17 protein-coding genes are annotated in these 19,955 nt (G+C 37.0%); 8 read left to right on the top strand and 9 right to left on the bottom strand.

The annotated features are described in order from the left end of the window. Nucleotides 1–52 precede the first annotated feature (52 nt). Nucleotides 53–1,723: an alpha,alpha-phosphotrehalase gene (gene treC, locus BTO22_RS14330; protein ID WP_105056063.1), complete on the top strand. Its 1,671-nt coding sequence runs from the start codon at nucleotides 53–55 to the stop codon at nucleotides 1,721–1,723. Between the two features lie 130 nt (nucleotides 1,724–1,853). Here the strand turns inward: treC and pyk are convergent, their stop codons facing one another. Together pyk and queE are read right to left on the bottom strand one after the other, a co-directional pair. Then, nucleotides 1,854–3,299 carry a pyruvate kinase gene (pyk, locus tag BTO22_RS14325; RefSeq protein ID WP_105056062.1) on the bottom strand — a complete coding sequence of 482 codons (1,446 nt, stop codon included), beginning with the start codon at nucleotides 3,297–3,299 and terminating at the stop codon, nucleotides 1,854–1,856. Nucleotides 3,300–3,404: 105 nt separating this feature from the next. Further along, nucleotides 3,405–4,085, bottom strand: coding sequence for a 7-carboxy-7-deazaguanine synthase QueE (queE, locus tag BTO22_RS14320; protein ID WP_105056061.1), 681 nt, complete (start codon nucleotides 4,083–4,085; stop codon nucleotides 3,405–3,407). 184 nt (nucleotides 4,086–4,269) lie between these two features. Between queE and mlc the strand changes: the two genes are divergently transcribed. Then, a complete protein-coding gene (gene mlc, locus BTO22_RS14315; protein WP_105056060.1) occupies nucleotides 4,270–5,484 on the top strand; it encodes a sugar metabolism global transcriptional regulator Mlc in 1,215 nt (404 codons plus the stop codon). 124 nt (nucleotides 5,485–5,608) lie between these two features. On the opposite strand, the gene ltaE is transcribed toward mlc, so the two are convergent. Continuing rightward, complete coding sequence (ltaE, locus tag BTO22_RS14310; protein ID WP_181044688.1) at nucleotides 5,609–6,613, bottom strand: low-specificity L-threonine aldolase; 1,005 nt, start codon at nucleotides 6,611–6,613, stop codon at nucleotides 5,609–5,611. Between the two features lie 357 nt (nucleotides 6,614–6,970). On the opposite strand from ltaE, the gene BTO22_RS14305 reads away from it, so the two are divergent. Together BTO22_RS14305 and viaA are read left to right on the top strand one after the other, a co-directional pair. Further along, the gene (locus BTO22_RS14305; RefSeq protein WP_105056058.1) at nucleotides 6,971–8,620 is read left to right on the top strand and encodes an ATPase RavA domain-containing protein; all 1,650 of its coding nucleotides are present in this window, start codon (nucleotides 6,971–6,973) and stop codon (nucleotides 8,618–8,620) included. Between the two features lie 33 nt (nucleotides 8,621–8,653). Beyond that, on the top strand, nucleotides 8,654–10,102 hold the full coding sequence (viaA, locus tag BTO22_RS14300; protein ID WP_105056057.1) for an ATPase RavA stimulator ViaA: 1,449 nt from the start codon (nucleotides 8,654–8,656) through the stop codon (nucleotides 10,100–10,102). Nucleotides 10,103–10,106: 4 nt separating this feature from the next. Here viaA and BTO22_RS14295 read toward each other — a convergent pair whose 3' ends face one another. Together BTO22_RS14295 and BTO22_RS14290 are read right to left on the bottom strand one after the other, a co-directional pair. After that, nucleotides 10,107–10,352 carry a DUF2960 domain-containing protein gene (locus BTO22_RS14295; protein WP_105056056.1) on the bottom strand — a complete coding sequence of 82 codons (246 nt, stop codon included), beginning with the start codon at nucleotides 10,350–10,352 and terminating at the stop codon, nucleotides 10,107–10,109. A 45-nt stretch (nucleotides 10,353–10,397) separates the two neighbouring features. Next, nucleotides 10,398–10,835 (bottom strand): DUF3069 domain-containing protein, encoded by a 438-nt coding sequence (locus BTO22_RS14290; protein WP_105056055.1) that lies wholly within the window; start codon nucleotides 10,833–10,835, stop codon nucleotides 10,398–10,400. Between the two features lie 206 nt (nucleotides 10,836–11,041). Here BTO22_RS14290 and BTO22_RS14285 point away from each other — a divergent pair, with 206 nt between their 5' ends. Beyond that, a complete protein-coding gene (locus BTO22_RS14285; RefSeq protein WP_105056054.1) occupies nucleotides 11,042–11,674 on the top strand; it encodes an OmpA family protein in 633 nt (210 codons plus the stop codon). Nucleotides 11,675–11,736: 62 nt separating this feature from the next. Here the strand turns inward: BTO22_RS14285 and BTO22_RS14280 are convergent, their stop codons facing one another. Next, the gene (locus tag BTO22_RS14280; RefSeq protein WP_146107549.1) at nucleotides 11,737–12,207 is read right to left on the bottom strand and encodes a CreA family protein; all 471 of its coding nucleotides are present in this window, start codon (nucleotides 12,205–12,207) and stop codon (nucleotides 11,737–11,739) included. A gap of 419 nt (nucleotides 12,208–12,626) precedes the next feature. Between BTO22_RS14280 and BTO22_RS14275 the strand changes: the two genes are divergently transcribed. The 3 genes from BTO22_RS14275 to BTO22_RS14265 all read left to right on the top strand — a co-directional run bounded on the left by BTO22_RS14275 (nucleotide 12,627) and on the right by BTO22_RS14265 (nucleotide 15,368). Next, a complete protein-coding gene (locus tag BTO22_RS14275) occupies nucleotides 12,627–13,049 on the top strand; it encodes a DUF3010 family protein (RefSeq protein ID WP_060993783.1) in 423 nt (140 codons plus the stop codon). A 50-nt stretch (nucleotides 13,050–13,099) separates the two neighbouring features. Next, complete coding sequence (locus BTO22_RS14270; protein ID WP_105056052.1) at nucleotides 13,100–13,591, top strand: hypothetical protein; 492 nt, start codon at nucleotides 13,100–13,102, stop codon at nucleotides 13,589–13,591. Nucleotides 13,592–13,754: 163 nt separating this feature from the next. Then, the gene (locus BTO22_RS14265; protein WP_258132600.1) at nucleotides 13,755–15,368 is read left to right on the top strand and encodes an HD domain-containing phosphohydrolase; all 1,614 of its coding nucleotides are present in this window, start codon (nucleotides 13,755–13,757) and stop codon (nucleotides 15,366–15,368) included. 132 nt (nucleotides 15,369–15,500) lie between these two features. On the opposite strand, the gene gltS is transcribed toward BTO22_RS14265, so the two are convergent. The 3 genes from gltS to BTO22_RS14250 all read right to left on the bottom strand — a co-directional run bounded on the left by gltS (nucleotide 15,501) and on the right by BTO22_RS14250 (nucleotide 19,912). Continuing rightward, nucleotides 15,501–16,724: a sodium/glutamate symporter gene (gene gltS / locus BTO22_RS14260; RefSeq protein WP_105056050.1), complete on the bottom strand. Its 1,224-nt coding sequence runs from the start codon at nucleotides 16,722–16,724 to the stop codon at nucleotides 15,501–15,503. Nucleotides 16,725–16,943: 219 nt separating this feature from the next. Continuing rightward, entirely contained in the window at nucleotides 16,944–17,924 is a 981-nt protein-coding gene (locus BTO22_RS14255; protein ID WP_105056049.1) for a Solitary outer membrane autotransporter beta-barrel domain, read from the bottom strand. A gap of 161 nt (nucleotides 17,925–18,085) precedes the next feature. After that, nucleotides 18,086–19,912: an ABC transporter ATP-binding protein gene (locus BTO22_RS14250; RefSeq protein ID WP_105056048.1), complete on the bottom strand. Its 1,827-nt coding sequence runs from the start codon at nucleotides 19,910–19,912 to the stop codon at nucleotides 18,086–18,088. Between the last annotated feature and the right edge of the window lie 43 nt (nucleotides 19,913–19,955).

The following is a 19,955-nucleotide window of genomic DNA, read 5'->3' as shown; positions in this document are numbered from 1 at the left end:
ATGGATAATATAAGTAAAGGTGTTCTCTTTTTAAGTAGTTTAGAGATATAAAATGACAAATTTAGAGTGGTGGCGTACAGCAACTATCTATCAAATTTACCCAAAAAGTTTTTGCGACAGCGGTAATAAAGGCACAGGTGATATTAAAGGTATTATTTCTAAATTGAATTACCTGAAAAAATTGGGTGTGGATGCATTATGGTTAACTCCTATCTATCAATCCCCAATGATTGATAATGGCTACGATATTGCTGATTATTATTCAATTAATCCTGATTTTGGCACCATGGCAGATTTTGATGAATTACTTGAAGAAGCAAAGTCTCGTGGCATACGCATTATTATGGATCTTGTGGTTAATCATACATCGACAGAACATCATTGGTTCAAGTCTGCTCTTGGTGACAAAGACAGTGAATACCGAGATTATTATATTTGGAAAGATTCAGTTAATGGCAAAGAGCCAACTAATTGGGAATCTAAGTTTGGAGGTAACGCGTGGGCATTAGATGAAGCAACAGAGCAATATTATTTACACTTATTTGCTAAAGAGCAGGCGGATCTAAATTGGGACAATCCTAAAGTTCGTCAAGAAGTAAAAGAAATAATCAGCTTTTGGGCAGAGAAAGGCGTTGATGGATTCCGTTTAGATGTTATTAACCTTATTTCAAAGCAGCAAGAATTTCTGAATGATGATGTTGGAGATGGGCGCCGTTTTTATACTGATGGCCCTAAAGTTCATCAATATTTACAAGAGATAAGCAAAGCTGTTTTTCAAAAGTATGGTTCTGTGACTGTAGGTGAAATGTCATCAACCACGTTAGAACATTGTCAACAATACTCAGCACGAGATGGCAAAGAACTATCGATGGTATTCAACTTTCATCATCTTAAAGCTGATTATATAAATGGTGAAAAGTGGACCAAAGCTCCGTTTGATTTTATATCTCTGAAGTCGATTTTTAATCACTGGCAAACCGGTTTAAATGGCAAGGGCTGGGGAGCACTGTTTTGGTGTAATCATGATCAACCTAGAGTGGTAAGCCGCTTAGGTAATGATGAAGAGTACCGTGAATTATCCGCTAAAATGCTCGCGTCATCAGTGCATATGATGCAAGGAACGCCTTATATTTATCAAGGTGAAGAGATTGGAATGACCAACCCACATTATACTTCAATCGAGCAATATCGAGACCTTGAAAGTACTAACATGTTCGATATCATGGTGAACCAGAAGAAATCTGTTTCTGAGTCTGAAATGCTTGAAATTTTAGAACAAAAATCTCGTGATAATTCTAGAACACCAATGCAATGGAATAGAAGCAATAATGCTGGTTTTACCTTAGGTACTCCGTGGTTATCCGTGGCTAACAATTATCAAGATGTGAATGCAGAAAATGCAGTAAACGATCAAAACTCTGTGTTTTATTTCTATCAGAAAATCATCCAACTTCGTAAAGAGGTAGAGGTAATAACCACGGGGGATTACTATGATTTGATGCCTGAGCATAAGGAGTTATTCTGTTATCAACGAGAAAGTAATACGCATCGTTTAATTGCTGTTCATAACTTTTATGCGAATGAAGCGCCTGTCTCTTTTGATTTAAAAGGGAAGGACGTTAAGTATATTTTAGCGAATTATGGTGATGTAGAATTCACGCAACCTCAAAAAGAAATGATACTGCGCCCATACGAGTGTCGAGTGATATTGATTCAAAAGTAACTCTTATTTTGGTGGGAATGGCACTGTAAATAAAGTGGCTTATTATAAAAATTAAGCCCTGAAATCATAATGATTTTCAGGGCTTTTTGTTTAATTAATAGAGATAAAGATTAAGTGATTAACCTTACTCTTATTCAACCGTAATAATACGCATGCAGTTAGTAGAGCCAACGATATCCATCACGTCACCTTGAGTGATGATAACTTGGTCACCAGCACTTAATAGGCCTTTATCTTTTAATGCATTAATTGCAGCATATGTTGATGGTAAGCCAGAGCCTGCGCTTTCATCAAAGAATACTGGAGTAACACCACGGTAAAGTGCAGCACGATTTAGTGTACTTTCGTTACGTGATAATGCAAAGATTGGTAGGCCAGAGCTAAGGCGTGACATCATTAATGGTGTACGACCAGATTCAGTCAACGTGATCATCGCTGTGATGCCTTCCATGTGATTTGCTGCATACATAGTAGACATTGCAATCGTTTCTTCTGGAGTCGTGAAACGACGATCTAAACGGTGGTTAGACACATTTACTGTAGGTACTTTTTCTGCACCAATACATACACTTGCCATAGACATTACTGTCTCAACAGGGAAGTCACCCGCAGCTGTTTCTGCAGAAAGCATTACCGCATCCGAGCCATCAAGTACGGCGTTAGCAACGTCCATTACTTCAGCACGAGTTGGCATTGGGCTTGTGATCATTGATTCCATCATTTGTGTTGCAGTAATAACGGTACGGTTAAGACTACGAGCACGACGGATAAGTTGTTTTTGAACACCCACTAACTCAGGATCGCCAATTTCAACACCCAGGTCACCACGAGCAACCATTACAACGTCAGATGCCATGATGATGTCATCCATTGCTTCTTCTGTAGCAACGGTTTCAGCACGCTCAACTTTAGCGACTAATTTTGCTTCAAGACCTGCTTCACGAGCTAAACGACGAGCGTAGTTCATGTCTTCGCCGTTGCGTGGGAAAGAAACTGCTAGGTAATCAACTTTCATCGCAGCAGCTGTGATGATGTCAGCTTTGTCTTTTTCAGTCAGTGCGTCAGCAGAAAGACCGCCGCCTTGTTTGTTGATACCTTTGTTGTTTGATAAAGGACCAGCAACGGTTACTTCAGTGTGAACCTTGTTACCTTCAACAGAAGTTACTTTTAATTGAACTCGACCATCATCAAGAAGCAGTACGTCACCAGTAACAACATCTTGTGGAAGTTCTTTATAATCTAAACCTACAGAGTCTTGATTACCTTCGCCTTTTGGTAAATCGCTATCTAGTGTGAATTTATCACCAATAGCCAGTTGAATTTTACCGTCTTTGAACGTAGATACGCGAATTTTAGGACCTTGAAGATCACCAAGAATAGCAACGTGAGTACCTAGTTTAGCCGCAATTTCACGTACTTTCTTAGTGCGCATGATGTGGTCTTCTGGGCTACCGTGTGAAAAGTTCATTCGAACAACGTTTGCACCCGCGGCAATGATTTTTTCAAGGTTATTATCACGATCAGTTGCAGGGCCAAGAGTGGTAACGATTTTTGTTCTACGTAGTCTGTTAGACATATTATCTCCAAAATGGATGTTATTGTGTTTATTCTGTGATCCACTAAACATATATCGAGAATGATGACAATTCCATGATTCAAACAAGGAAATTGTAAAAAAGTATCACGCAATCGCTAAATATTTGTGTGTTTGTATAGAAAGTCGCCAATTTCTTTTGATGCAGGTTTCAATACAAAGTTCGGTAGCTCGTGGTTTTTGGCTGATAGGCTGCAAGGCAATCGTAACATCGTCCAATAATTTTATATTCTCAAGCAGGGTATCTAGTTGCTCAATGTCTTTTGTTGTTCCCACTGGATGTTTAATTTCGTTTGCGCGCATTAAGGCTTGTTCTAATACAGGAAGCTTACCTTTCATATTGATTTTTGGTGACACTGTCACCCACGTGCTAACTGAGGTCAAAATAGGGTAGGTACCACTGGTTTCTATCTGACAACGGTAACCATGTTGTTCTAACTCTTCTGTTAATGGTGTTAAATTATACATGCATGGCTCACCACCCGTTATAACGATATGCTTTGCTGTATAACCTTGTTCATTAAGCATGTTTATGATTTGAGTGCTTGTTAGCTCTGTCCAGCTTGGCGCATCTTCTTTTTTCGCTAAAATCGTTGCTAAATCTGTTTTATCACTTAGCTCAACTTCCCACGTTTGTTTGGTATCACACCAAGAGCAACCAACAGGACAGCCTTGTAAGCGTAAGAAAATAGAAGGAACTCCGGTGAATGTACCTTCACCTTGAATGGTTTCGAATAACTCATTAATTTTAAATGATGGCGCTGACATAATTATTTTACTCAAATAAAAAACTATAAAAAATCGTAGGTGAAATACGTGCAAAAGTCGCATTTTCAGTAAATATTTCATAATCTTCGTGATACTTATCACGTAGGTTAATACTTAGACTTCACAATTTGTTCGCAAAGTAAAAAAATGAAATTAGACACAAATTTATTTACTGGAGATACACATGTACGTGGCCCAACCCGGACACATTGATCACTTAAAACAAGTAAATGCTGGACGGGTTTATAAGCTTATTGACCAACTTGGTCCTATCTCTCGAATAGACCTTTCTAAACAAAGTAATTTAGCTCCGGCTAGTATTACTAAAATTACACGCGAATTGCTTGACGCACACCTTATCAAAGAAATGCAGGTACAAGAAGCAAATAGTCGTGGTCGACCTGCGATTGGTTTAGAAGTTGATAATGAAGGCTGGCAGTTTTTGTCTTTACGGTTAGGACGAGGCTACCTTACTATCGCGTTGCACAGTCTTGGCGGTGAGCAAATTATTGAAGAAAGACAAACGATTAAAGAAATAGAACAAGATGAGTTACTCGCGAAGTTACTTGCCGAGATTGAACTATTCTTTCAAAAACATTCTCGTATTTTAGGCAGGATAACAAGTATTTCAGTTTCTTTACCGGGGTTAGTTATTTCTTCTGAAGGGCTTGTTATTCAAATGCCACATTACAACGTGGATAATTTGCCTCTTGGTCCTAAAATTTATGAAGCTACAGGCTTGCCTGTCTTTATTGGTAACGACACTCGTAGTTGGGCATTAGCTGAAAAGTTGTTTGGTAATTCTCAAAGTTATGATAATTCAATTCTTGTTTCCATTCATCACGGTGTTGGTGCTGGTATCATAATGAATGGTGAAGTCCTACAAGGTAGAACGGGTAATATTGGTGAGATGGGGCACATCAAAATCAATAAATTAGGCGCTCGTTGTCATTGTGGTAATTCAGGTTGTCTTGAAACCGTAGCCAGTGCTAAAGCGCTTAGAGATCAAGTAACAAACCTGATTAATAATGGGCACCAAACGTCATTAAAAGGCAATGTGATTACGATAGAAAATATTTGTCTAGCTGCTAATGAAGGCGATATTTTAGCAAAACAAGTCATTACTGAGTTAGGGCATAATCTTGGTGAAGCGATTGCCATTATGGTGAACTTGTTTAACCCTGAAATTGTATTGATTGGTGGTGAGATAAATCTTTCTAAAGAACTTCTTTATCCTGTCATAATGGATGCAATACAAAATCAAGTATTACCTTTGTATGCTAAAGATACAAAGTTAGTTGAAAGCCGTTTTTATACACAAGCGACAATGCCGGGAGCTGCGCTTGTTAAGCAAGCAATGTTTGATGGGTCATTACTGATGAAAGTGATTGAAGGCTAAAATATTACTGTATGTATGGAAACAAAGGAGCAGCCACTAAGCTGCTCTTTTTATTTGACTATCTTTTCAAACCATTGAGATAAGTTTCTAATGATTGCCTAAAAGAATTAGTATTAATCTGCAACTAGACTTCGCTTTTTAGAAACTCAACAAACGTATCAATATCTTGTTTTGAAATATCTTTATGAGTAACAAAACGAATAGGGTTACCAGCAGAAATTAAAATACCTTTCTCTTGAGCGTGTTGAACAATTGTATGTATATCGACTTTGTTATCTAAACGAGCAAATACAATGTTAGTTTGAATGTGCTCTACATTGACCGAAAATCCACTAACATTATTAAGTTGTTCTGCTAAATATTTAGCATTGCTATGATCGACCGAGAGTTGTGGAACTTGTTCAGTTAAAGCAAGTTTACCAGCAGCAGCTAGAATTCCTGCCTGACGCATGCCGCCGCCCAACATTTTTCTAATGCGCCGTGCTTTTTGGATATACTCTTTAGTGCCTAATAATAAAGAGCCAACAGGTGCTGATAAGCCTTTCGATAAACAAATAGTCATACTATCAAAATGCTGTGCAATCTCTTTAATATCGACATTTAGTGCGACTGCTGCGTTATATACACGGGCGCCATCAAGGTGAAGTTGTAAATTATGCTTATTTACGAACTCACGAGCTTCGGCTAAATAGCTAAGAGGGAGGACTTTACCATTAATGGTATTTTCTAAGCTGAGCAGCTTGGTTCGTGCAAAATGAAAATCATCTGGTTTAATTGCAGCTTCTAGCTTTTGAAAGCATAATGAACCATCAGGGTTATTCTCTACTGGTTGAGGTTGGATTGATCCTAAAACTGCTGCGCCACCGGCTTCATATTTGTAATTATGCGCTTGTTGGCCACATAAATATTCATCACCACGTTCACAGTGGGCCATCAAACCTAAAAGGTTCGCTTGAGTACCTGATGAGGTGAAAAGAGCCGCTTCAAAGCCATGTCGCTCTGCTGTCCATGCTTCAAGTTCATTTACTGTTGGGTCATCTCCATACACATCATCGCCAACTAAGGCGTTTGCCATTGCATCACGCATGGTTTGGGTTGGTCTTGTTACTGTATCTGAGCGAAAATCAATCATGTTACTTCCTTGCGTTAACCGTAATGTTTAAAATATCATTAGTCTGTTATTATTTTAGTGCTATTTTTAATAGACGATAGCATAGTGTTTATGTATGTGAAAATAATGCCGACCACATCTTTTTACATACGCCAGCGACTAATATGACTCACTTCTGGTTAAAAGATCTTAGTGATAGAGTTAAAGGTAACGATAAAAAAATGCATATCAAAAAGAGCAAAATTTCTAAATTACGACTAATTGATTAGTTAAAGTGATTGTTTATTAAGCGATTATGAAAATATGTAACTATAATGAGTAAAGGAATTACATTATACTCAATATTATATACGATCAGAATTGTAAGGGAATGTAATGCAAGGTAACTCAATAAGAACCAGTGCAGAGCGCGCATTGTTATCAGAAAGAATCCAAAAACTGACAACCGCCTTGTCTGATGGTGTATATGAGAGAGAAGACACAATGAGGCTGTGTTTGCTTGCCGCGCTTGCAGGAGAAAGTGTTTTCTTGCTTGGTCCTCCAGGTATAGCAAAAAGCTTAATTGCAAAGCGTTTAATTAAGGCTTTTGATAACAGCAGTTATTTTGAGTATTTAATGACACGGTTCTCAACACCAGAAGAAGTATTTGGTCCATTATCAATTCAAGAATTAAAAGACAATGGTAAGTATGTACGTTTGACTGAAGGTTATTTACCTAATGCTCAGGTTGTATTTTTAGATGAGATTTGGAAAGCAGGCCCTGCAATCTTAAATACTTTACTAACCGTTGTTAATGAAAAAACATTTAAAAATGGCAGTGAAATTCTTCCCGTTCCTATGCGATTATTGATTTCTGCATCTAATGAACTACCAGATGAAGACAGCGGTTTGGATGCACTTTACGATCGAATGTTAGTTCGCGTGTTCGTGAATCGTATTCAAAATAAAAACAATTTTAAGTCGATGTTAATGACTGGGACGATTCAAGAAACAGAAGTAGATCCGTTATTAGTCGTTACAGATACAGAGTATCATCAATGGCAAAAAGAGTTTGATGGCTTAACTCTATCTGAAGAAGTATTCGAAAAGCTTTTTGAACTTAAATCAATGCTAGAGAAACATAACTCAGCTTATGATGATGATCTTTATGTATCCGATCGCCGTTGGAAAAAATCAGTAAAACTACTGAAAGCATCGGCATTTTTCAGTGGACGTGATGAAATTAATCCAATGGATCTGTTGTTGCTGCAAGACTGTTTATGGACTACGCCTGAAAACCGTGACCAAGTAAGGGACAGCATTCGAAAATTTGCTTCAGAAAAAGCATTTGATCAAAAAAATGTATCGATGAATATTGAGATGATACAAGCTGATGTTATTGAGATGGAAGCGGCGATATTAGTTGAACAAAGTATTAATTTTCATATCGAAGCTACGGGTAATCGATTAATGAAAAAAGAAAGCTTTGAATTTGATTTCCATAAAGGTAAAAGATACAGCGTAGGTTCTGCTCATCAATTAATTAAGTTAGTTATGCTGCAATCGAATATGTCTGTTTCAGAGAGTGAAAAGGGCGATAGCCGTTGGGTTTATGTAAATCCTGATGACATATCAAAGCAAATGAAAGAAGGCAAAGCGGTTGTTTATGGTTATGTGAATCAAAATCCAAATTTATGCGCGTTGAATTTAGAATTGGATGCAGATTCCAGGTTGGTAATCAAAGATATCGCAAATCGCTCTGTTCTTGTTGGTATGGTCGGTCATAATAATCCAGAGCAAAGCCAATTTGAAGAGTGGGAACAGAGTATTGCTTTAAACAATTCAAAATTGAATGAGGCTGATCATCAGTTAAGAAAAAGTAGAACTCAATTCCATGCGGCGCTTCCACATAATTTTATTGAAGAGAATTTACCGTCTGTTATTGAAAGTAGTCTACAGTTATTAGCTCAACGAATTGAAGATTGTAAAACTCAATTTGAGAGCACAAGCCGTAGAGTGCTAAATTTTAGTGAATATTACTCTTAGTATAATTATGTATTATTACTCACAAGGAAATATATGTTAGGTGCTGACGCGTTAAATTTAGTTATGATGGTTGCAGAATCAGGAATGATAGATTCTTCGATCGCGGAGGTTTTATCTAGACCTCAATTTTTAACTGCAGCGAAATCAAACCCTAACATTAAGCCTACCATTAAAAATCATATTTTAAAATGGAGAGGTAAGGTTAAACACAAAATGACAAAAGTGTGTGAGACTGAACGTATTCAAGAAGAGTTGGCATTATATCAAGAAGTCATTCATTGGACTGAAGATGAGTTTTATCAGAAAATAGATAGTGTTGTTATTAAGTTAGAATGGCACTCTTCATTTTATATTGAAGCGAGTAAGTTGATTAACAACAACAAGGGGTTAATTAATCCAATGTTTCCTCGTTTCTTTTGTGAACGTTGGTATGAAAGCCTTTCTGATGCAATTAAGAAAGCACAGCTGACAGAATTAAAAGAAGATAAAGAGAAACTACTTGCCGACCTGTATCAGCGTATTGAGACCTTAAAAACAATGGAATCAGTAACGTCTGAAGGGGATGAGGCTAAGATTGGAAAGTTATGGGACATGGCATCAGCCAAGTTAACTAAATCCAATGTTGATATTATGAAGCTTCACGCACGTTTTTTAAGCAAAAATAAAGGGCTACAAGATATTGCTTCCAAACTTGGACGCATGGCGAATGAAGCACAAAATCATGATCGCTCTCAAGCTTTGGCTGAAGAAGTCAAAGTGGTGGAAGAGAAAAGTGATTTTGTTACTGATGATATTGTAGGTATACAAGAAGGGGATGATCTGAGTCGTCTATTACCCAATGAAACCCTATTTTTATCTCACCCTGAACTTGAGGTTATTTTTTATCAGCATCTTGTAGACAAACGTTTGATGAATTATCGAATGGAAGGGGCTGATAGAAAATTGCGGAAAGTTACCGCACACTCTAGAGCTGCAAGTGACGCATTAATTGAAAAGGGGCCTTTTGTTGTTTGTGTTGACGCATCAGGTTCAATGAGTGGCTTTCCTGAACAATGCGCTAAAGCATTGGCGTATGGGTTAATGCAAATCGCATTAGCGGAAGAAAGAGATTGTTATGTCATCTTATTTTCTACCCAACAAATTACCTATGAGTTAACAAAGCAAGATGGTTTGAAAGAGGTTGCGGATTTTTTATCGTATAAATTTCACGGTGGTACAGATTTAGAGCCGGTACTTGAGCAGTCGATTCAACTTATGCATGGTGATAAGTATAAAAACGCAGATTTGGTCGTATTGTCTGACTTTATCGCCCCGACGCAATCAGAGCATATTGATGCAATGGTTCAAGAAGTTAAACAATATCAGAATCGTTTTCATGCGGTTTGTTTATCTAAATATGGTAATCCAGCATTAATGGCGATGTTTGATCATACATGGTCTTATCATCCATCAATGCTAGGTAGATTAACGCAAATCAGATAATGCGTTATTCCCCATCTTTCACAAAGCGAACTTTACTAAAACCTAATTTAGTGAAGTAGCTGTGACGGAAGTCCTTCACTGCACCAGGATTGCTTGATGCCATTTCTACTTGTTTTAGCATGGTATCAAATTTAGAGATATCAATACCTTCAGCAGCAGCTGCTGCCTCAAATGGACCGTGAAATTCACGGAACGAGAAAGCAATTTCTTTCGTTTCTGATTTGTAGGTGTAACGAACGGTACGAGCCATTATTATTCCTCAAAAAAGGATGGCCGTAACCATCCTTTCTATTAATTACTTTTTGAATATTTCAGCAAGTTCACGTTTCATGATTGGATCACGACGTGCTTTTTTAATCTGTTTAACAAGGTCTTTAACACAGTTGTGTAAAACTTGATCAAGCAGCTGAGAGCGGTATTCCGCTTGTGCATCTTCATCCATGTTTTCAGGAAGTTCGATAGTTTCGAATTCCGCCATGAAATCATAACCAGCGTAGCTTTGGCTTAAAGAAACTAATGCGTGAAATTGCTCAAAATTGTCTAATACTTTTTGAGCACTTGCTGGCATTTCATCCCAAGATTCACGAACAGCAATCTCAGCTACTTCATGAACAGAAACAAGCATGTGCCACATTTCTTCAGGAACGCTTTCAAACTCAATTACTTTTTTAAGTTCTGGAGAGATAGTTGCTAAATCAATAGCCTCTTTTTGTGTGTTTTCAACTTCAGACATGGGCATTTCTCGTCATATAAAAAATAAATGGTAACCAGACCACAAAAAATGTCAATTCTATTCATTGCTGTATAGGAAAATAGCGTCCTAATTGTTCTATTTAGAAGCAAAAATAAGGAATAAAGGTCACAAAAGAAGGGTTTAAAGTAAAGATATTGTCATCTAGGTCGCTAAAAGAGGTAGGAATATTATTACTCGGGTTAATCATGCTTAAAATTTTATCACTATGTACTTCATTGTTACTGATCGGTTGTGCTCCAATGGGGAACAATTTATTAGATACCGCTCCTAAGACTAAAGATGATACACCATTTCCAACATTTGAAGATCCTACTAATCAAACATTAGAAAAAGGTGAATCCGTTGATGCTGAGGTAACAAGTCCATTAACAGGACCGAATGGTGAATTGAAAGACGATGATATGAGAAAAGTGGCCAATCAGCTTTCTGAGCTTGGTGTTATTTATCATGAAGTCAATGGTGACCAGCTTGTTATTAGTATTCAAGAGAAAGTACATTTCTCAAGTGCCAAGGCAGAGTTAACGCCGTTTGCTAAAAATTTATTAAATAAACTGATATCTGTTATGGCTACGAAGCCGGAACTTGCTTTAGTTTTAGATGGACACACAGATAAAACTGGTAATCCGGATAGTAATCAGAACCTGTCAGAAATGCGCTCTAACGAAGTTCGACGTTACCTATTAGCAAATAGACTGGATGCAGGTCAATTGTATTCTCGTGGGTTTGGTGAGTATCTTCCATTATGCGATAACGAAACGATGTTAGGCCGTAAGTGTAATCGTCGTGTTGAAATTACAATATTAAAGATTCATTGGTAAAGATAAGATTAAAGATAGTGTAAACCAGATAAGGATATATCCCTATCTGGTTTATTTGCATTTTACTGAGCAGATATTGGTTGCTCTTGGTACGCCTTAGTACCCCACAGTGGAACAGTTGAAAGACTATGTTTAAAGCTGCCTTCGGTCTCTTTTGTTGTGTAAGACAGGTAGAGTAGGGTTTGATTTTCAGCATCGTAGATGCGTCTAACCTTCATTGATTTGAAGAAAATACTCTTAGATTGTTTAAATACCACTTCACCTGATTTAGATTTATTGATTGTTGCAATCATCTCAGGTGTGATATCACCCGTTTGGCGACATGAAATAGAGCTATCACTCGGATCTGCAAGACTGAAGTCAGCTTCAACTGATGCAATGTGACAAGTAATGCCTGGGATTTTGTCATCATCCAAGTTTGAAACTTTGATATCTTTCATGGTGAACATACCTAGTGATACGTCACCGACTTCATTATCTGAACAAGCAGTAAGCATTGCGGTCAGACTTAGAGCAAAAATAATTTTTTTCATTAAAGATTCTCTGATTTTAAACGATATAGATGAGTGTAGCATAAGTGTTATTCGATTTGAGCATGGCACGATACTAAAAATATAAATGATGTCATGACGTTAGCATAGAGTAGTTAGGTGTATATGCGAACTCAAATGACAAATGGGTTTTTGAATTAGTCAAAAGTGTATTAGTATCTATTCTATAAAATACACATGTGGAGATATATCTTGAAAAAACAAATAATTACAGCTGCTATTATGGTTATTTTATTAAGTGGCTGCACCTCTCCATCACAACCAAGTGTATGTGTTCCAGACTTTTGTAATATTTGGGGCCAATGATTTTTAATGCTTGATTTTTATTGTTAGATTCAGCGTATCTATTTAATTTAATTAGGCTATAATCAACGAGTTCAAGACATTGTTAGGATTTTAGAATGAAAGTATGTGGCGTAGAGCTTAAAGGTAATGAAGCAATCATCTGTTTAGTTAATAAATCAGATGGCATGATTGACCTACCAGATTGTCGTGTTGCTAAATTTGATATTACTGAGCCATCTAAAACGGAATCTATCCGTGATTTTCAGTTTAAATTTAAAAAATTGATGGAAGACTATCAAGTAGAAACGGTTGTAATTAAAGAACGCGTTATGAAAGGTAAGTTTGCTGGCGGTGCTGTCGGCTTTAAATTAGAAGCTGCGATTCAGTTAATTGACGCTGTTGAAGTTGAAGTATTATCAGCAATGGATCAAAAAGCTAGCCTTAAACGCGCACCAGAAATGCTGCGAGTAAAAGAAGTTGGCCTTAAAGGTTATCAGCAAGAAGCGTATGAAACGGGTTTTGCTTTCTTAAACTTATAATTTTTTGATTATTAAAAGGATGGATTAACCATCCTTTTTTGTAGGTGCTTATGTCTATAGATTTGAATACATTCCATCAGCAAAAATTAACTTGGTTAGCGAATCAAGTTAATGTCGACTTTCCTACGCCTGAAAGTGTAAAAGGTCGCGATGTCTACTTAAATCAAGAGACTCTAGATTCGGAAGAATACACCTACCTTTCGCCAGTATTCCCTGAAAACATGTCAATTTTATTAGTTACTGAGCATCGTTTAACTATCCGATGGGCAATGACGGTAGCGAGTCAATGGGATACAGAGTATGACGATGTACTCGAATTTCTAACTCAAGTAGATTTGTGTGACGATTATCAACTATTTATAGCTTTAGATGGTATGAAACCTGTTGCCGCATGTGTGTCTCAAGCTTCTGATGATGTCATGTATGTTTCGGATGTTGTAGTAACAAGTGATGTTTTGACTATTAATAGCTTTTTAAGTGCAGTCATGGAGCAACAAACTGCTTTAACAGGTCATACGTTTACATCTTGTATTCGAACATAAGCCTGTTTACTAATAAGCTAACCATAATATGCGTTACTTTTTCTCATTCTTAATGGCTTTTTTATCTCTATATCCATCGATTTCTTTTGCGCGATTGGTAGAGACTGAAAAGCCCATTAATATTCTTATCCTACACTCTTATAGCCCGTCTTATGAGTGGACGATGAACATAGAGAAGGGGATTCAGAACACCATAAAAAATGCAGATAAAAATATACGTTTATCGATTGAGTATATGGATTCTAAACGTATTGATAATAAGCAATATCATGCAGAGTATCAGTACTATTTGAGTATTAAATATAAAATAGATTACTTTGATGCCGTTATTGCCTCTGATGATAATGCACTCAATTTTTTAATTAAAAACGCCGACAACCTTTATCCTGACATTCCTATTGTAGCTGTTGGTATTAATAATCTTTCCCCAGATTTAGGTACCCTGAAAAATCGATTAACAATCTATTATGAGCGGGATCACATATCTAAAAACTTAGAATTGGCACAATCGCTTTTCCCTAACGTCAAAACGATATATTTATTAAGTGATGACAGCTTAACCTCTCAGTTAATTCGTAAGCATTTTTTATCTGAGGCTGAGAAGTTCGCTCAATTAACAGTTAAAGTTATCAACGATAAATCATTAGAAGAAGCTACAGCTTTCTTATCTACAGCCCCAAGAGATTCAGTTGCTTTTCTAACGCACTATAATACTGAATTAAACAAAGGCCGATATTATGATTATGCCGCTATTGCTTCGGTATTATCTAAAAATAGTGCTATCCCAATCTTTGTATTTTGGGAGCATTACATTGGCTATGGGGTTCTTGGTGGCTATGTAAATCGTTCTTATTCATTAGGTGTGCAATCGATTTTATCGCTTCGTCAGAAATTGAATTTTACGATAACAGAAAAGGTGTCTAATTTTCCTTCTGCATGGGAAGGCTATCTTTTCGATTCAAGCATGGTAGAGCGTTTTCATTTAAAAAGACAAGAATTACCTCATGCTTCGAGTGTCGTGAATGAACCTTATTCTTATCTGTATGAGCACAGAAATATCATTAGTGTCTCTGCGCTATTAGTAGTAATGATGCTTGGCATTATCATTACTCAATATATTGCCATACTACGTAAGAAAGAATTAAATGAAAATAAATCGCACATATTGGCTCTACAGAGAAAAACATTAACAGTACAAAAAGAAATGATAGAAGTTTTAGGGGAGGCGATAGAAACGCGTTCTGGTGAAACGGGAAGTCATGTTCGCAGAGTTGCTAAAATGTCTTGGCTTCTAGGTAAAATTTATGGGTTACCTTTATCAGAATATGAATTAATAGAAGTTATTAGCCCTATGCATGATGTTGGTAAAATAGGGATCTCAGAGGCTATATTAGATAAGCCAGGTAAGTTAACCCAAGATGAAAGAAAAATAATAGAGCAACATACTGTTATGGGTTATAACTTATTAAGTTCAGGGGGCGAAATTATGCAATCAGCAGCAAGGATAGCCTTAGAGCATCATGAACGGTGGGATGGAAAAGGGTACCCTAATCAACTAGTCGCTGATGAAATTTATATTTTTGCTCGTATTACAGCGATAACGGATGTATTCGATGCCTTGATGAGTAAGCGTTGCTATAAAGAGCCATGGCCTCTAGACAAAGTTATAGCGCTGTTTGAAAAAGAATGTGGTAAACAGTTTGATCCTAATTTGTGCCAAATGTTCTTAAATAACATTCAAAAATTTGTTGATATTAGACAGGAATACCCTGATTAAATTGTATGAGATTACTTATCATTTTAACGAAAAAAAGCCCGATACAGTGATGTAGCGGGCTTTTTATTTAGTAAATAACTGATCATCGTAGCTGGTTAAAATGCTGAATCAGCTTACTTACTGTGATTAGTATTATCCAATAAAGCTAATGTAAGTTTGTAAAATAATCAAATTTACGATATCAATGAAAAACGCACCGACAATAGGAACAACCATAAACGCTTGTGGTGATGGTCCAAAACGAGAGACGAGTGAGCCCATATTCATCACCGCTGTTGGTGTCGCGCCTAGACCAAACCCACAGTGACCGCCAGCCATTACCGCAGCATCATAATTTGACCCCATAACGCGGAATGTAACGAAATATGAAAACAACGCTAGGACTACGGTTTGAACTGAAAGAATAATCAGTAATGGAATCGCTAAGTCGAAGATATTCCACAGCTTTAAGCTCATTAATGCCATTGCTAAGAACAGGGCAAGTGAAACCGTACCTAAAATATCAACTGTTTCAGTATCAATTTTATGGATCTTAGTAACTTCAGTGATATTAGTAATGAATACACCGATAAATAATGCATAGACAAAATCAGGAATTTTCAGCCATGAGATATCAAAGGTAGCAACAAAATCACCAAGGTATCCGGCACCAACGACACAAAGTAAAAGAACAAATAATGTTTCAATTACTTTTTTAGCGGTAACTTTATCTTCTTCACGTTCATTATAGGTAACAAGCTCAGGGAAACGGCTATGAGTATCAACCCCTGTGCCATACTCTGATTCTAGTTTATGTCTATGGATAAGTTTTTGTGCAATTGGGCTACCAATTAACCCCCCCATAATTAAACCAAAGGTTGCTGATGCCATTGCTAGTTCTAGTGTGTTTAAATGATAAGTCTCAGCAAATGTTTGTGACCACGCAGCGCCTGTACCATGACCACCAGATAGGGTAATTGAACCAGCAATTAATCCCATAAGAGGATCTAGTCCCATCATGCTTGCCAAGCTGACGCCAATTCCGTTTTGGATAATGATGTAAACAGAAGCAACTGTAAGAAAAATGAAGACTTTCGTGCCTCCTTTTATTAATTGCTTATAGTTAGCAGCCAAGCCGACTGTACTAAAGAACATTAGCATGAATGTACTTTGTAAAGGCAGTGAGAACTGTAAGTTAATACCCTTAAAATGGAGAGCGGTGATAGCAACCGCGACGATCAATCCGCCAACAATTGGCTCTGGGATATTATATTTTTTAAATAGCACAACTTTTGAATTGACCAAGTGGCCGAGAAAAAGCACCGCAATGGCAATTAAAAATGATTCAAGTGCGCCAATAGATAGAGTGTTTGACATAGTACTCCTAAGTTGAAATATCGATTCTTAGTTTCGTCTACATTAGTTAGCTTTTCGAAAAAAAATGAAGAATAAATGTATTTTAATGCATTATCCTGAATGATATTGTCTAATTTCAGGGACGGATAGTAGCATTTTTATCAACTCTAGTGGGTTAATGAGGAGTAAAATATATAAACACGCTGTTATCATTAAAGAATAATGTAAGTTTATTGGTGACTATTCATCGTAAAAAAGAACAATACTGCCGCCGCGAAGCGCACTACCTACGTTAAATGTGAACCCAATACCGACATTATCAACCAGAGATATCCATTTTCTCGTATCGATTAACCATGCAATATTGAACTCATAATAGAAATCAGTGCCAAGAGGTTCGTTCACATCACCACCTAGATCGACACGCTTTGCTTTTAAGTATAGAACTTGAGCAAAACGATTCCAATGAGCCATGTTGTATCTTAATTGTAGACTATTTACAAAACGCCAGACTTCTGGATTTACATCTGAGCTAAAATTAGCAGAGCCACCAAAACCTTGACCATAAGCATAATGATAGCTGTTATTGAAACGCCATTCTCCCCAATCAGTTTCTTTTTTATACTGAAAGGTGATTTTAGGTTCAATCATGAAGGTATTACTTGAGACATTAAAAAAAGTACCATTAAAGTAGGGAGCTAAAGACTGACTAAATGCAGAGTTATACTTGTGGGTGTTTTTATAATGCATTAGGTGAAAAGCATTCCCCAATGAAATGGTCCAATTTTCATAAAACTCATAATTTTGAGCATATTCGGCATATAAGCCGAAAACTTCATCAATATCTGAATCTGGTAAAGATTTATCTTTGATCTCCATATCCACATCAGTATTTACATAAGAAGCACGAACCGTTATTTCATGTGACCAAAGTGAATCAGGATCGTCGGTTAATGTAAATGTATAGGGAAGGGAGTAAACCGTCATTTGATTGCGAAGCTCAACAGAATCAGAACTTCCAATATTTTCATTATCACTTTCGAAGTAGTTATTTGGATTAAAATCGGCGATCCCGAATGTGATCATGTTGCTATCAGATAAAACGAGTGAGGCTGCGAAAGCTTGCTCGACTTGTCTTTCTGGCGTTAACTTATGAGCGATAGCTTTCTCTGTAACTAGATTTAATAACAAAATAATTAAGAGAGAATTTAATCCGCGCAATGTTTCAAGCCTTTTGGAAAGATATAAACATAATGTAGTAGAAAAAATAATAATTATCCACAATAAATCAGTTTGTTATCTAATGTTTCGCAAAAATAACACGAAGAAAGAGAAGGCACAAAAAGTAAACATAAAATTGTGCCTTCATTTAAAGTTGTTAGTTAGTCGCTAATGAATCCACCTGTTTGATGATTCCATAACTGGGCGTAAATACCACCTAGTTGTACTAACTCTTTATGCGTACCTTGTTCTACGACTTTGCCTTGATCCATTACCAATAATCTATCCATTGCAGCAATGGTTGATAAGCGGTGTGCAATTGCAATTACAGTCTTTCCTTTCATTAGCTCATCAAGACTGTCCTGAATTGCTGCTTCAACTTCTGAGTCTAAGGCTGAGGTTGCTTCATCTAAAATTAATAATGGTGCATCTTTGAGTAAAACTCGAGATATAGCAATACGTTGACGTTGACCACCAGACAGTTTCACACCACGTTCACCAACTTGAGCATCATAACCTTTCTTACCATTAGAGTCGGTTAATGTTTCTATGAACTCATGGGCTTGAGCTTGTTTGGTTGCAATAAATAGAGCTTCATCACTTGCATCAGGGCGACCATATTTGATGTTATCTCTAATTGAGCGATGAAGTAGAGAGGTATCTTGGCTTACCATACCAATTTGGCTACGCAGTGAATCTTGAGTTACTTCTCTAAGATCATGCCCATCAATAGAAATAGAACCAGATTCTATATCATGGAAACGAAGCAACAAATTTACTAATGTTGATTTACCTGCTCCAGAACGACCGACTAGACCTATCTTTTCACCTGGTTTAATCTCAAGATTAAGGTCATTAATTACCCCTTTATTTTCACCATAGTGAAAATTAACATTATCGAACTTAATTGAGCCTTGAGTCACTTTTAACTCTGTTGCATCTGGCTTATCATTGATCGAAATTGGCTTTGAAAGTGTATTAATACCATCGGTAACCGTACCTAGGTTTTCAAATAATGAGCTAATTTCCCACATTATCCAATGAGACATACCGTTAACACGTAAAGCTAAGCTGATGGCAATCGCAATAGCGCCAATAGAAAGTACGTTATCAACCCATAACATAATAGATACAGCAGCAATAGAGAAAACTAAAAGGTAATTTATAATCTCAACTGAAATATTAATTCCTGTCGCTAAGCGCATTTGTTTATGCACCGTGCCCAAGAACTCTTCCATCCCTTCTTCTGCATATTCAGTTTCACGCTTGCTGTGGCTGAATAACTTCACGGTGTTAATGTTCGTATAGCTATCTACAATTCTACCTGTCATGGTAGAGCGTGCATCGGCTTGTTTCTCAGAAATCGCTTTTAGTTTAGGGACAAAATAGAATTGGATAGCAATATAAGCAGCAAGCCAAATAAGCATTGGAATCATTAGACGCCAATCAGCCTGGCCGACCATAACAACCATCGAGGTGAAATAAACTGAGATATAGACAAGCACGTCCAATAGCTTCATTACGGTTTCGCGAACGGCTAATGAGGTTTGCATTACTTTAGTGGCTATACGGCCAGCAAAATCATCAGAGTAGAATGATACGCTTTGTTTTAATAAATAACGGTGTGCTTGCCAGCGGATCGCCATTGGGTAATTACCCAACAAAGTTTGATGAGTAATTAAAGAGTGTATAAGAAGTAAAATAGGCACACCAATGACAACCAATAAACCTAACCAGATTAAAGTTTGGCCTTCTTGTGCTAAAAATGTGTCACGATCATGTGTTGATAACCAATCAACTAATTGTCCCATAAAACCAAATAATGAGACCTCAATGATGGCAATAACAGCACTTAGTGATGACATTGCAATTAATGGAGTTTCAAACCCTTTGGTATAATGGCGACAAAATGCATAGAGCCCTTTAGGAGGCTGATCTGGTTCTTGCTTTGGAAAAGCGGTGGTGAGCCGTTCAAAGAAGTTAAACATACGTTAAGCCTTTAATTATTATATTGTTTCGAATTATTGTGAA

The organism is Aliivibrio sifiae (assembly GCF_002954705.1).
In the GTDB taxonomy this organism is placed as follows: Bacteria; Pseudomonadota; Gammaproteobacteria; order Enterobacterales; family Vibrionaceae; genus Aliivibrio; species Aliivibrio sifiae_A.
Note: the sequence above shows the minus strand (reverse complement) of the source record. Positions and strands in the feature narration are given on the sequence as shown.